Raw genomic sequence first — 13,391 nt, forward strand, 5'->3', positions numbered from 1 at the left:
CCGACGGGAGGTCACTGCTCCACCACCCGCACCACGGCGAGCGTGATGTTGTCGGGCCCGCCGGCTTCGATGGCGGCTTTCCACAGTTCGAAGGCCGCCCGGCCGTCGTCGAACTCCCGCAGCAGGTCGTCCAGGACGTCGTTCGGCACCGGGTCGGTCAGGCCGTCGGTGCAGATCAGGTACCGGTCGCCCGCGGCGAGGGGACAGGCCCTCACATGGGGGGTGACCGCGTGGTACTTCCGGCCGCCGCCCAGGGCCTGGGTCAGGAGCGACGTCGTGCGCTGCCCCGGCGGGGTCGGCGGATTGTCGTCCACGCTGACCTGGAGCAGCCCGTCCCGGGGTGCGGCGAAGATCCGGCTGTCGCCCACGTTGAACGCCAGCAGCGACCCGGGCAGTACGACGGCGCCCGCGACGGTGGTGCCCATCGTGGCCGGTCCGTCGCCTTCCGCGGCCGCGTACACCCGGCGGTTGCAGGCGTGCAGGACCTCGCGGACGTCGTCCTCGTCGCTCAGGCCGGGCCCGGCCAGAGCCAGCTGCCGGACCACCAGGGCACTGGCCACATGACCGCCGGGCTGGCCGCCGATCCCGTCGGCGACCGCGACGACGAGCGGCGTCCCGAGGGGGAACACCAGCGTCTGCGGATTCTCGGTCACCGTGGAGCACAGGGTCCACGGCCCGGCGACCAGGCTGTCCTCGTTGTGCTCGCGGACCAGTCCGGGATGGCTCAGCGCACTCACAGCGACGTACGTCATCACAGGTCACCGCCTTCCCCTGCGCGTCGGGGCGGATCGTGCGCCGAGACCATTGTCGTGTGGTCCGCCGGGCGGTGCAGCCCGGGCAGCCCGGTCCCCTGTGCGGGGCGGCGGGCCGGTCGGATCGGTGCGAGACTGACCAGGTGGGTGACTGGCGAGCCGGCCGGGAGCTTGCCAGGAGGTTGCCGTGAGCGACTTCGAACGTCGGGCCGTCGGCGAAGAGGCCCGGCCTGCCGCTCCGCGGCCCAAGCCCGACACCGACCCCGGCCTGCCGCACCCGTGAGGACCCGGGACATGACGCAGAATCACACAGCCGCAGCAGCCAGTGCCGTGCCCGAGCTGGAGGCCCGGCTGAGTCGGCTGGAAGCACAGACGGCGACGCTGGCGGAGGCCGTACGGGCGCTCGCCCGCGGTCTGGAGAACATCCCGTCACAGGACACCCCGCCCGGGGAGGCGGCCCAGGGAGCGCGCCTCGCCCACGAGCTCCTGCTCGCCCAGGGACTGTAGACCCGCGTCGTCCGCACGGGCGGGCGCGGGGCGACGGGGCAGTCGGGAGCGACCATGAGACTTTCCTTTCTCGAACCTCTGTACAAGCAGTCCGGTCCGTTCGCGTCGGTGTATCTGGACACCTCCCGAGACAGCGCCGTCGCGGACCCCGACACGGCCATAGCACTGCGGTGGCGGCATCTGCGGGACGCCCTGATGTCCGAGGGGGCGGACCGGAGCACCATCACCGCGGTGGCCGACCTGGTGGGCAGCGACACGGAGGTACCCGGCCCGCACGGACAGGCGGTGTTCACCGCGCGCGGCCGCGCGGCCCTGCTGGACGAGCTGCCGCTCCCGCCCACGCGGGACACGGCGCACTTCGGAACGCTGCCGGACACCATGCCGCTGATCGTCCAGCACGCGCCCGGGATTCCGTACCTGGCGGTGCACGTCCGCTACGGCGGACGCCACTCCACGGACGCGACCGGCACCGTACGCGTCGACGCCGAGGCCGGCACCTGGCCCCTGACCAAGGTCGCGCCCGGTCACCGACTGCACGAGGAGATCCCGGTGGGCGACTGGCCGCGGGCGGCCCAGGTGATCGGCCGGGAGCTGGAGGGCCACGCACGGCGCACCGACTGCGAGGCGGTGGTCGTCGCGGGAGACGTCTGGGCCCGCGGCATCCTCGTCAACCGGCTTCCCCCGCCCCTGCGCGGACACGTCACCACGGTGGAGGGCGCGGGCGAGTGGGTGCCGGGGCGGGCCTTGCTGGAGCAGCGGCTCGAAGGACTCTTCAGCGGACGCATGGCCGCGCACGACCGGGGCCTGCTGGACGCCTTCCTGGCCCAGCGGGCGCACGGCGGAGCGACGGCCGAGGGGCTTTCCGCCGCGGTGTCGGCCCTGCAACGGGGCCGGGTCAAGGCCCTGCTCCTCAACAACCACCCCGAATCGCCGCTGCGCTTGTGGGTCGGCCCGGAATCAGGCGAACTCGCCCTCACCGAAGAGGAGTTGCGCTCCTACGGCGTACAGGACGTGCGCGAGGAGCGCGCCGACGCCGCACTGACCCGGGCGCTGGTCGGCACGAAGGCGGAACTGGTCCTGGTGCCGGAGCGGGAGTTGCGGCTGCACGAGGGCGTCGGCGTCCTGCTGCGCTATCCGCTGCCCCGGAACGACCCGGGCGCACCGGGGGCGCGACGGCCGTGATCGTCAGCGTGCCGCGCGGCCCCACTGCGGTCCGACCTTGCGCCATTCGGCTTCCCAGGCGCGGGCGCGGCACCGGTCGAGCGCGGCGCGGACCCCACAGCATCCGCCGCCGGCGGCACCAGCGAGGGCGAGCGACACCAACGCGCCCGTGGCGGCCGCCTGCGACGCGGCCTCGGACGGGGTCAGGGGCGGGGGTGTGACCCGGTGGTGCCGATCGGTCCACACCCCGATCCGGTCGCCCGCCGCGAGGGTGGGCGCGACGAGGGTCCGGTCCTCGTGCCGGGTACCGTCCGGAGCCGTCCAGCGGACGGTCCCCACGACCCGGTCGTCCGGCGTCGTCACGCTGTCGCCGCCGGGCCGCGCCGAGTGGACCAGGACGGCGGTGGCCGGGTGCCGCTCCACCTGCTGCCGGGCGAGGCCGTCCGCCGTCGCCTGTCCGACGACCACGCCCGCAAGGGGAGCCCCCACCGCGATGACGGCCCACGTGGCCAGCAGGACCCAGCCCTCGAGCACGTCCTCGCGACGGCGCATCGGGTTGCTCCGCCACCGCCACAGCGGACGCCGGACGGGTTTGTTCGCCCTCATCGCTGCTCCCTTCGGTCCTTCGACCACCCCCCGGGCTCTCCGGCCACCCCCGACGCGCCGAGCGGACGGTCGCCCGCGCGGCTTCCTCCACCCCAGCGTGACAGCCTCGCGGGCCGCCGTCCTGGGGCCGCCCGACGCGGTCACACCGGCCGTTCGTCCCTGGCGGGGCGGGACCTCGGGCCCACCGTCCGCCACCTACCGGGCCGGTCGGCCCAGCGCCGCCGCGGCTCGAACGCGCGAGACTGGAGGAGAAGCACCGCACGGAGCTCCGCTGCGCACGCTCGTCCGCTCGGTCCGGCTTCCGGCCGGGGCCCGGGGCGACGAGGCGGGCGCGGAGCACGCGGAGTACGAGGACGGCGTCCTGACCATCAAGGTCCCGGTCCCGGAGGAGAAGACGGGTACCAGGACCATCCAGGTGCGGCACGTCTGAGCAGGGGCGATCTGCCGCACCCGCGGTGCGCGGCCGGTGTGGCGCCGACCGCGCACCCGCGGGGGAGAACGGGGAAGAAGGGGGACAAGCGCCGGGGACAGGGAAGGTGACCGTCATGCTGAGACCCGTCGTGGCCGGCCTGGACGGCTCGCGCGAGAGCTTCGCCGCGGCCCACTGGGCGGCCAGGGAAGCCCTCCGGCGAGGGCTGCCGCTCCGGCTGGTGCACGCCTGGGAGGGCCTGCCCGACACCGCAGGGAGAGCGGACCTGCCCGAGGTGCGGGTGCCGCAGTCCCGCGCGCGGCGGATGCTGCGGGACACGGTCGCCCAGCTCACCGAGTCGTACCCGCGGCTGGACCTGTCCGGCGAGCAGGTGCACCGGCAGCCGGGTCCCGCGCTGCTCGACGAGGCGGAGGACGCCGAACTGCTGGTCATCGGCAGCCAGGGGCTCGGCGCGGTCGGGGGCTTCGTCCTGGGCTCGGTGGCCATGGCGACCGCCGTGCACGCCGAGCGGCCCGTCGTCCTCGTACGAGCGGGCGAGACCGCGGAGAGCGAACATCTGCCGGACGTCGCCGGACGTCCCTCGACGCGGACCGCGCACCGTGACGTGGCGGTCGCCGTCGACACCGACGGCCCCTGCGACGACCTGCTGGACTTCGCCTTCCGCGCCGCCGAACTGCGCAGGGCGCCCCTGCGCGTGGTGCACGCCTGGCACGTGCCGCTCACCCACGGGCTGCCGGACGCGCGGACCCGGGGATCGCTCCGGCAGGAGGCGGAGCGGGAACTCGCCGCGCTGCTGGAGCCCTGGCGGCAGAAGTTCCCTGCCGTGTACGTGGCCGAGACCCTGCACGAGGGGCGCCCCGCCCACGTTCTGCCGCGCGCCGTGAGCGGGTCGGGCCTGCTGGTGGTGGGCCGCCGCAGGAAGTACCCCGTGATCGCGCACGCGGGTCCCGTCGCGCACGCCCTCGTCCACCACGTCACGCGCCCGGTCGTGCTCGTACCCCACGACTGACCGGACCGGGACGACCAGTACGACCTGCACGACCGATGTGATCCCGCGGGCCGTGGGGCCGTGGCCGCGACCCCACGGCCCGCTGGTGCTGCGACCGGAAAGGTTCACCGGCTCGCGACGCCCGGCACGGCACTCCCTCAGCCTTCGGCCGGGGGTACTCCCACGCCGCGTTGTCGCATCACCCGAGTACATCCAGTACGCGGGTGATGCTCCGCCTTGCGATGCTCCCCCACTGCCTGAACGGCGTGGGAGGTACCCCCAGCACCGGACGCCGCGAGCTTCCCGGCAAACCTTTCCGGTCACAGCACCAGCTGCACCGGCCGCCGCCGAGGAGGCGACGGCACCGGCGCGATGCGCTCAGCGCGGTTCGGTCAGCGCCGAGCCGCTCGTGAGGTCGCACTCGACGTCGACGACTCCCTCGACGGCTCGTACCAGGCGGGCGGCCACGGGCACCAGCGAGCTGTCCCGGATCCGGCCGGTGAGCGTGACCACGCCGTCGCGGACGCCGATGTGGATCGGTTCGAGCGGGGCGGGGAAGAGGTAGGAGACGATCTCCCGGCGGACCTCCTCGGCGAGGTCGTCGTCCGACCGCAGGAACACCTTCAGCAGGTCGCCCCGGCTGACCATGCCCTCCAGCATCCCCTCGCCGTTGACGACGGGCAGCCGCTTGACCCGGCGCTGGGCCATGATGCGCGCGGCCTCGGCGAGCGTGGCGTCGGAGTGCACGGTGACCGCCGGAGTCGTCATCAGCTCCCCGGCCGTCACCGCGCCCGCCTTGGCCAGGTCGGGCAGCCGGCGCAGCTGGGTGAACCGGTCGGGGTCGCTGTCGCGGAACTCCTCCTTGGGCAGCAGGTCGGCCTCGGACACGACACCGATCACGCGTCCCTCGCCCTCCAGCACCGGAAGGGCACTGACCTTCCACTGCGCCATGAGGTTGATCATCTCCTTGAACGGGGCGTCACGACCGACGGCCACGACGGTGTGCGTCATGACGTCGCTCACGATGTGCGGGCTGCCGTGCACGGTCTCCTCCTCGGGACGTCGGATGCGGGTGCGGGCGGGTTCACCGGCCCCCGCTGCCGTAGGGGGCGTACAGGTCGAGCAGCCGGATGCGGGCAGCCTGCAGCCGGTGGGCGACCACACCGCCGACCCAGGCGGCGACGGCGCGACCGAACTCGGGATCCTCCCCGCACAGCTTGCGCACGGCCTCGGCGTCGAACTCGTAGGCCCGCACCGGGCTCGTGGCCTCGGCGCCCAGCTGCCACACATGGGGCGGGAAGTGCCAGGACCAGCCCACCAGTTCGCCGTGGCCCAGCGACTCGATGACGGCGGCGCTCCGGCCCGGGACGTGCAGGTCGAGGGCGACGGTGCCGGTCCGGATGATCCAGAACCGGTCGGCGTGCCGCCCCTCCTGGAACAGACGGGCGCCCATGTCGAAGGAGGTCTCGCGGGCGAACCGCATGAGCCGCGCACGGTGCTCGGCCGGAAGGGCCGCGGCCCGGGTGGTGGTGGAGGTCATCGCTCCGGCTCCTCTCGTTCCTGCCGCCTCGCTCGGTCGGCGAGTTCGTCGTGCGGCGCCGCGGCGTCCCCGGTGCGGCCGGCACCGACCGCGTACCGCGTGGCGCACCGTCCGCGGTCCGCGCGGCCCAGTCGGTCCACGCGGCCACGGGCCGACTCCCGGACCGGGCCGCGGTCGCGCCCGGTGGGTCCGGCGACCGTGCGACCGGGCCCGCCGAGGGGCCTGAACAGGGCGTCGAGTCCGCTCCTGACCAGGCCCGCGGTGGTGGGGCTGTCCGTCATCGTCCCCCTCCGGTATGCCGGTCGTCCCGCTCCGGTATGCCGCTGCGCTGCTGTATCCAGCCTGTTCCCGTACGGCCCGCGCCACCACGGGCCGCTCGGGCCCGCCAGAGGGCCCTTCGGCCCCAAAATGGCGCCCGGCGAGCCGTCGCCGCACGCCGCGAGTACGTCCGTCAGGCGGGCGCGGGACCGGCCAGCTCGACGATGTCGTCGGAGGCCACGTCGTGCAGCCGGATCGCGAGGTCCTCCAGGGCCCTGCTGACGGCGAGTTCGTCCCCGATCTCGGGAATGGGACGGTCGATGGGGTTGCGCCGGGCCATGCCCCGACCGGTGACCGTCGACGTGTCGCGGGTGCTGAGGACGGCACGTGCGTGGGTGTCGTCGCCGTCCTCGGTGATGTAGATCTGCACGGTCCACTGCTTGGCTTCCATCGTGACCACTTCCGTGCGAGTTCCGTACGTGGCTGTCCCGCCACTTCTCACCTTGCGCGCACGCCGGCGGCCGCGCCAGAGCCGAAAGGCCCCCCGGCCGCCGGACGGCAGCCGGGGCCGGGGCCGGGGTTCACGGGGCGAGCGAGAAGTAGTTCTCCTCCTCCTGCGCGAAGTGCAGGCGCAGCACGGTGTGCAGGCCGTAGAGGCAGGCGAGCAGGTCCTCGGACTGCTCGGGTGCGAGGGTGCCCTCGGTGCCGTCCAGCGAGAGGTGCGTGGCGATGCGCCGGGAGAGCCGCTCGATCTCGGCGTGCGCCCGGCTCATGGTGGCGGTCGCCTCGGGGCCGCCGAGTGCGGGCATCAGCGCCGGGTAGAGCTGGTGCTCCTCGGCGTACTCGTGGGGCAGCAGCCGTTCGGTGAGCAGCCGGTGCACTTCACGCACCGACGCCAGAGCGTCCGGGCCGGGGCGTACGGCGAGCCGGGCCGCGGCCGAGCGCACCGCCTCCAGGACGTCCTGAAGGTCGTCGTGCTCGGCGGCGAAGCGCTGGATGAGGGCCTGAGTGGAGGGTTCGAGCGCCGGCTGGGCCGCGCGGTCCGTGCGCAGGGCGCGCAGCGCGTTGAGGATCACCACGACGTCGATCCCCTCCTGGAGCAGCGCGCCCACCGCGGGCGGCAGCAGTCCGAAGGCGGCCGCGGCCATGGCGGCCAGGGACATCAGCATGCCCCCGAGTGCACTCTGCACCGCGATGCGCCGTGCGCGCACCGCGACCGCGGCCGCGTCGGCCAGCCGGTCCAGGCGGTCGGTGGTCAGGACGATGTCGGCGGCCTCGGAGGAGGCGGTGGATCCGCGCGCTCCCATCGCCACACCGACGTCCGCGGCGGCGAGCGCCGGTGCGTCGTTGACGCCGTCCCCCACCATCACGGTGACCGCGCGCTCCTGCTCCGCGCGGACCGCGGCCACCTTGCCGACCGGGGAGAGCTCGGCGCGCACGCCGTCGAGTCCGAGGACGGCGGCGACCTCCCGGGCGGGCTCGGGCCGGTCCCCGGTGAGCATGACGATCCGTTCGATGCCCGCCGTACGCAGCCGGCGCAGCGTCCGGGGGGCGTCGTGCCGCACCGGATCGCGCAGGAGCACGGCACCGACGGGCCGGGCCTCGACCGTGAGCCAGGCCACCGCGGCGCCGTCCAGCATCGCCCGGTTCTCCACCGCCCGGGCCCACGCGGGAGCCTCCGTACCGGCGGGCAGCCGGCCGATGGTCGCCCCGCGCCCGCCGACGACGCCGGAGATCCCCCGGCCGGCCTCCTCCGACACCTCCAGCGCCACGCCCGGGTCCAGCCCGCGTTCGTGCGCCGCGTCGACGATGGCCCGCGCCAGGACGTGCGGAGAGTACTGGTCGAGGGTCGCCGCCAGGTGCAGCACGTCGGCGGGCTTCCAGCCGGGCGCCGAGGTCACGTCGACCACGCGCGGCCGGCCGCCGGTGAGCGTGCCGGTCTTGTCGAGCAGCAGCGTACGGGCCCGTCCGAGGTTCTCCAGGGCGCCGCCGTCACGGACCACCACGCCGAGCCGGGAGGCCCGGGACAGACCGGAGACGATCGCGACCGGAGCGGCGAGCAGCAGAGGGCACGGCGTGGCGACCACGAGGACCGCCACCGCGCGCACCGCGGACCCGCTGAGCAGCCAGGCCAGACCGGCGGTCGCCACGGACAGCGGCAGGAACCAGGCCGCGTAGCGGTCGGCCAGGCGGACCAGGGGGGCCGACTCGGCGCCCGCCTGCCGGGCCAGCCGTACGATCTCGGCGTACGTGCTGTCCTGCTCGGTCGCCGCGGCCCGCAGCTCGAAGGCGTCGCCGGCGTTGACCACACCGCTGCGCACCCCCTGGCCCCGCGCCCGCTCGACGGGCGTGGCCTCCCCGGTGAGCACCGACTCGTCGAGCACGGCCAGGGCGTCCACCACCCTGCCGTCCACGGGGACGACCTCGCCCGGACCCACCACCAGCAGGTCGCCCACACCGACCTCGGCCAGCGGCACCGTGCGGACGACGGTGCCGGTACGGCGGCGGGCCGTGCGCGGCGCGTGCTCCAGCAGGGCGACCAGGTCGTGGGAGGCACGTCGCTCGGCCGCGGCCTCCAGGGCGCGGCCGGTGGCGAGCATCAGCGCGATGAGCGCGCCGGCGAGGAACTCGCCGACCGCCAGGGTGCCGCCGAGCGCCAGAACCGCGATCAGGTCCACGCCCGTACGGCCCTGGCGGAGCGCGGCCACCACCCAGCCCAGCGCGGGCACGACGGCGGCGACGGTGCCGAGCCCCCAGCACACGTCGGCCAGGCCGGTGTTCCCGGCCAGCCAGGAGACGCCTCCGGCGATCAGGGCCGCGGCGGTGACGGCCAGGAGCACGGGCTGGAACTCGGCGGTGGTCGGGGTCAGTGCCCTGGCCAGGCGGCGCAGCGGCCTGCCGGGCGTGCCGCGGCTCCCGGCCGGAGCGCTCACGGGAGCCGCCGCGCGTGGCTCGGCAGCGGGGCGGGGCGGCGGGGGAGCACCGTGGCCGCCCACGCGGTGAGGCGGGCGGGTCCGGCGACGGCTCCCGTCATGGCGTACCTCCTGTTGCGGGCGCAGGCCGGACGCCACGTCCCGGCCGCGCGCGGTCCCGTACGTCGGTCCCTCCCAGTCTCCGCCCGGCCGGCAGCCGCAGCCAGGGCCGAACGGCACTGTCCGGGCCCCTCCACACCCTGCCGCGCGGGGCGCCGGACCATCGGGCGGGGCCCCCGCCGACGCCGGCCGGTCCGCCGTACCGCCCGCGGACACACGCGAGGGCGGGCCTTGTACGAGGCCCGCCCTCGTCCGATCGGTCGGATCGTCGCTTACTTGACGACGGTGACCCGGTCGGCGGCGGTCGGCGCGTACGGCGCGGCGGCCGAGGTGTTCGCCGTCAGGTAGTCGACCAGGGCGGCCAGGTCGTCGCTGCCGACGAACTGGTCGGTGCCCTTGGCGAACTCGGTGAAGCCGTCACCGCCGTCGGCCAGGAAGGAGTTCATGGCGACGCGGTAGGTGGCGGTGGGGTCGATCGGCTTGCCGTCCAGCCTGATGGAGTCCTCGACGACGCGGTCGGCGCCCGTCTTGGTCAGGTCCAGGGTGTAGGTGAGGCCGGAGGAGATCTGCAGGTACTTCGGGGCGGCGGCGTTGCTGCCGCTGACCTGCTGCTTCAATACGGTGATCAGCTGCGCGCCGGTCAGGTTCTTGAGGTTGACCGTGTTGCTGAAGGGCTGCACCGCGAAGCCCTCGCCGAAGGTCACCACGCCGTCGCCCTCCTTGCCGGAGGCGGCGTAGACCAGGTCGGCACGGATGCCGCCCGGGTTCATCAGCGCCACGACGGCACGGCTGTCCAGGGACTTGGCGTGCGCCAGCTGCGCGTCCGCGATCAGGTCACCCAGCGGCGACTCGACGGCACCGGTGCGGGTGACGTCCTTGGTGATGTAGCCGACCGGCTTGTTGGCGACCGGCGCGGCCAGGGTCTGCCAGTCGTTGAGCAACTGCGTCAGGTCGGCCGCCTTGGACTGGGTCCGGTTGACGACGCGGTTGGAGCCCTTGACCGTGGCGCGGACGATGTCGTCGGTGCGCGGGTCGTACTTCATGTTCAGCTCGGTGAAGAGCCGGCCGTAGGAGGCGGCGCTGGTCACCAGGCGGGGGTGGCCCGCCGGGTCCGGGATGGAGCAGACGTACGCGTTGTGGGTGTGGCCGGTGACGAGGGCGTCGACCTCCGGCGCGACCTTCTTGGCGATGTCCACGATGGGACCGCTCAGCCCGGTGCTGCCGCCCGCGTCGCAGTCGTAGTTGTACGCCGAGGAAGCCGGGAACCCGCCCTCGTGGACGAGCGCCACGATCGCGTGGACGCCCTGCTGCTGGAGTTCCTTGGTGTACTTGTTGATCGTCTCGGCCTCGTCGAGGAACTTCAGTCCCTTGACGCCCGCGGCCGTGACGACGTTCGGGGTGCCCTTGAGGGTGACGCCGATGAAACCGACCTTCGCGCCCTTGACGTTCTGGACGACGTACGGCTTGAGAAGCGGCTTGCCGGTCTTCTCGTTGATCACGTTGGCCGACAGGATCGGGTACTCGGCGCCCTTGAACTCGCGACCCTCGGCGTAGCAGCCGTCGACCGGGTGGCAGCCGCCGTTCTGGAGGCGGAGCAGCTCGTCCTTGCCCTCGTCGAACTCGTGGTTGCCCACGCCCGTGACGTCTAGGCCGAGCTTGTTCATCGCCTCGATGGTCGGCTCGTCGTGGAAGAGGCCGGACAGCAGCGGGCTGGCGCCGACGATGTCGCCGGCGGCGACGGTCAGCGACCGGTCGTGGCCCGTGCGCGCGGTGCGCAGGCTGCTCGCCAGGTACTCCACGCCGCCGGCGTCGATGTCCTTCGTGGTGCCGTCGGCCTGCCGCTCGGTGACCCGGCCGGAGGAGCCGGCCGGCGGCTCCAGGTTGCCGTGGAAGTCGTTGATGGCGAGGAGCTGGAGGTCCTTCAAGGGGGTCGAGCCGGCGTCGGGGCCGGCCTGCGCGGGGTTCGCCGCGACGAGAGCACCGGCGGTTGCCAGCGTGGCGGCCGCGGCGAGAGCCGCTATGAGGGCTCTTCGCGGAGCCGGGCGGCGGGAGTGGGTCGGCGACATGGTGCTCCTGATGTGACTGGAAAGAGTGGGGGCAGCAGGCCGCAGCCTAGAGTCAACGCGCGTAGTTGTCAGGAACTTCGTGGTTACGGACAGGTTTCCATCTGGCGGATGCTTGCAGTTCAGGGCGATTTTGACAGATTCGCGTGGACGCCGAGAGCTGGTCGTCGCGGTAAGTCCACGGTGAGGAATCCGTGAGAAGTCGTCGCTCGGCCGGGGCGCGGGGACGCCTTCGGGCGAGGCTCGCTCGGCCTCCGTGGCCCTCGCGAGGCCCGGCTTCCGGGCGGTTCGGCCCGTTGAGCGGCCCCGTCCCGGGCGTGGTGCCGTGTTGACGCGGCGCGCCGGACGCCCTCTCACCCTGCCGTCCCGGGCGCGGCCGCCGGCGACTACCGTCCGCAGGAGGCATGAACCGACTCGTCCCCTGTGGGTGGATGGAGAGCGAAACGCATGATTCCTGGCGCGGTGACCGAACTGTCGGCCGGGCAACTCGCCGAGCCGACCCTCGGTCGTCTGCTGTCCTCGTGGCAGGCCGACGTCCCGGCGCTGGTCGTGGTGGCCGTTCTGGGCGGACTGTACGGCTGGGGCGTGCTGCGGCTGCGCAGACGCGGCAGGAGCTGGTCGCCCGCCCGTACCGCCGCCTTCGCGCTGCTCGGACTGGGCACGCTGGTGGTGGCCACGATGTCGGCGCTGGCCGTGTACGACCACGTCCTGTTCTGGCCCGCCGCCGTGCAGAACATCCTGCTCGACCTGGTCGCGCCCCTCGGCCTGGCCCTCGGCGACCCGCTGCGGCTCGCGGTGGAGGCGCTGCCGGAGGGCAGAGCGGAGCGGGTCCGGCGGGCGATGACCGGGCGGCTGGTGCGTGTGCTCACCTTTCCCCTGGTCAGTACGGCCCTCGTGCTCGCCACCGAGCTCGTCGTGTACTTCACGCCGTACTTCGCCACGGCGCTGCGCGTCGGCTGGCTGCACGAGCTGATGTACCTGCATCTGCTCACCGCGGGCTGCCTGTTCGTCGTCCCGGTGCTCACCCACGAGCGGGCGCTGCCGTCCTGGTGCACTCATCCGGTGCGGGCCGCGCTGGTGTTCCTGGACGGCATCGTCGACGCGTTGCCGGGTGTCGTGGTGATGACCCACGGGACGCTGATCGCGGGGGCCTGGTACCTGCACCACGCGCCCGCCTGGGTCACGGACGTCCACCACGACCAGCAGATCGGCGGCGGCGCGATGGTCAGCATCGCCGAACTGGTCGCGCTTCCCTTCATCCTGGCGATCCTGGTGCAGTGGGCGCGCGCCGAATGCGTCCAGAACGCGGCCCTCGACCGCCGCCTCGACCAGGAACTCGCCCGCGTCGCCGGACCGTCCCGGCCGGCCGGCGAACAGGTCCCGGCGTCCGCGCCCGTGCTCGTCCGCCCCTGGTGGGAGACCGAGCAGAACGAGGTGGCCGACAGGATCAGGCGGCAGCGCGGCACTGGCTGAACCCGGCCCGGTTCTCCCGTAAAGGGCCAGGGGGCCGGCTCGTGCGCCGTCGTGCCCCGGCGCATTCGGCGTCCCGGCCGGACCGCCGGCGCGCGAACCTACGGGCGTGTCTGCGCTGCCCTGGAGGACGGCACCGACGACGAGTACGCCCCCGTACCGCCGCCGGCCGGACCTGCGCATCGCCGACTTCCGTACGGCCGCTCCGGAGAACTCCTTCGCCCTGGCGGCGCCGCACAAGCCGACCCGGCCCGCGCCACCCCACCCGCGGCCCGTGATCCGGCCACTCCCGCAGCGGCCACCAAGGCCGTCCACCGGCCCGCCCGGCGCGGCCGGCACAACCGTCACCGCTGCCGCCTGTTGGCCTGCCCGGGGCTGCTCGCGCTGCCGCCACCGCTGCGGGCTGCTCGTGGAGCTGTCACTGCACCCGTCCGCTGGCCTGTCTGGCGTGGCTCGCACAGCCGTCACCGCTACGGCCTGCCGACCTGCCCGGCGCCGCTCGCGCAGCCGTCACTGCGGCGTCTGCGGATCCGTCCGACGTGTGGCTTGTGGAGCCGTCACCGCTGCCGCCTGCTGGCCTGTCC

General features: G+C 74.0%; 13 protein-coding genes. 5 read left to right on the plus strand and 8 right to left on the minus strand.

Annotation, left to right across the window (positions count from 1 at the left end):
* Positions 1 to 11 precede the first annotated feature (11 nt).
* Positions 12 to 752, minus strand: coding sequence for a PP2C family serine/threonine-protein phosphatase (locus ABZ818_RS28585; protein ID WP_361420551.1), 741 nt, complete (start codon positions 750 to 752; stop codon positions 12 to 14).
* A gap of 294 nt (positions 753 to 1,046) precedes the next feature.
* On the opposite strand from ABZ818_RS28585, the gene ABZ818_RS28590 reads away from it, so the two are divergent.
* Positions 1,047 to 1,259 carry a hypothetical protein gene (locus ABZ818_RS28590; protein ID WP_361420554.1) on the plus strand — a complete coding sequence of 71 codons (213 nt, stop codon included), beginning with the start codon at positions 1,047 to 1,049 and terminating at the stop codon, positions 1,257 to 1,259.
* Between the two features lie 54 nt (positions 1,260 to 1,313).
* On the plus strand, positions 1,314 to 2,441 hold the full coding sequence (locus tag ABZ818_RS28595) for a hypothetical protein (protein ID WP_361420557.1): 1,128 nt from the start codon (positions 1,314 to 1,316) through the stop codon (positions 2,439 to 2,441).
* A 3-nt stretch (positions 2,442 to 2,444) separates the two neighbouring features.
* On the opposite strand, the gene ABZ818_RS28600 is transcribed toward ABZ818_RS28595, so the two are convergent.
* Positions 2,445 to 3,026: a hypothetical protein gene (locus ABZ818_RS28600; RefSeq protein WP_361420560.1), complete on the minus strand. Its 582-nt coding sequence runs from the start codon at positions 3,024 to 3,026 to the stop codon at positions 2,445 to 2,447.
* A 97-nt stretch (positions 3,027 to 3,123) separates the two neighbouring features.
* On the opposite strand from ABZ818_RS28600, the gene ABZ818_RS28605 reads away from it, so the two are divergent.
* Positions 3,124 to 3,456 carry an Hsp20 family protein gene (locus ABZ818_RS28605; RefSeq protein ID WP_361420563.1) on the plus strand — a complete coding sequence of 111 codons (333 nt, stop codon included), beginning with the start codon at positions 3,124 to 3,126 and terminating at the stop codon, positions 3,454 to 3,456.
* Between the two features lie 115 nt (positions 3,457 to 3,571).
* Complete coding sequence (locus ABZ818_RS28610; protein WP_361420566.1) at positions 3,572 to 4,465, plus strand: universal stress protein; 894 nt, start codon at positions 3,572 to 3,574, stop codon at positions 4,463 to 4,465.
* Between the two features lie 357 nt (positions 4,466 to 4,822).
* Here ABZ818_RS28610 and ABZ818_RS28615 read toward each other — a convergent pair whose 3' ends face one another.
* From ABZ818_RS28615 to ABZ818_RS28640, 6 genes are all read right to left on the minus strand, one after another.
* Positions 4,823 to 5,488: a CBS domain-containing protein gene (locus tag ABZ818_RS28615; protein ID WP_361420569.1), complete on the minus strand. Its 666-nt coding sequence runs from the start codon at positions 5,486 to 5,488 to the stop codon at positions 4,823 to 4,825.
* A 40-nt stretch (positions 5,489 to 5,528) separates the two neighbouring features.
* Positions 5,529 to 5,984, minus strand: coding sequence for a cyclic nucleotide-binding domain-containing protein (locus ABZ818_RS28620; RefSeq protein WP_361420572.1), 456 nt, complete (start codon positions 5,982 to 5,984; stop codon positions 5,529 to 5,531).
* A complete protein-coding gene (locus ABZ818_RS28625; RefSeq protein WP_361420575.1) occupies positions 5,981 to 6,265 on the minus strand; it encodes a hypothetical protein in 285 nt (94 codons plus the stop codon). Before ABZ818_RS28625 ends, ABZ818_RS28620 begins: the two co-directional genes overlap by 4 nt.
* 170 nt (positions 6,266 to 6,435) lie before the next feature.
* Entirely contained in the window at positions 6,436 to 6,693 is a 258-nt protein-coding gene (locus ABZ818_RS28630; RefSeq protein WP_361420578.1) for a DUF1876 domain-containing protein, read from the minus strand.
* Between the two features lie 130 nt (positions 6,694 to 6,823).
* Positions 6,824 to 9,124, minus strand: coding sequence for a heavy metal translocating P-type ATPase (locus ABZ818_RS28635; RefSeq protein WP_361420633.1), 2,301 nt, complete (start codon positions 9,122 to 9,124; stop codon positions 6,824 to 6,826).
* A 422-nt stretch (positions 9,125 to 9,546) separates the two neighbouring features.
* Positions 9,547 to 11,340, minus strand: coding sequence for a bifunctional metallophosphatase/5'-nucleotidase (locus tag ABZ818_RS28640; RefSeq protein WP_361420581.1), 1,794 nt, complete (start codon positions 11,338 to 11,340; stop codon positions 9,547 to 9,549).
* Between the two features lie 444 nt (positions 11,341 to 11,784).
* Between ABZ818_RS28640 and ABZ818_RS28645 the strand changes: the two genes are divergently transcribed.
* Positions 11,785 to 12,810 carry a cytochrome c oxidase assembly protein gene (locus ABZ818_RS28645; RefSeq protein ID WP_361420584.1) on the plus strand — a complete coding sequence of 342 codons (1,026 nt, stop codon included), beginning with the start codon at positions 11,785 to 11,787 and terminating at the stop codon, positions 12,808 to 12,810.
* Positions 12,811 to 13,391: the final 581 nt, after the last annotated feature.

The organism is Streptomyces sp. NPDC047453 (assembly GCF_040643155.1).
GTDB lineage: Bacteria > Actinomycetota > Actinomycetes > Streptomycetales > Streptomycetaceae > Streptomyces.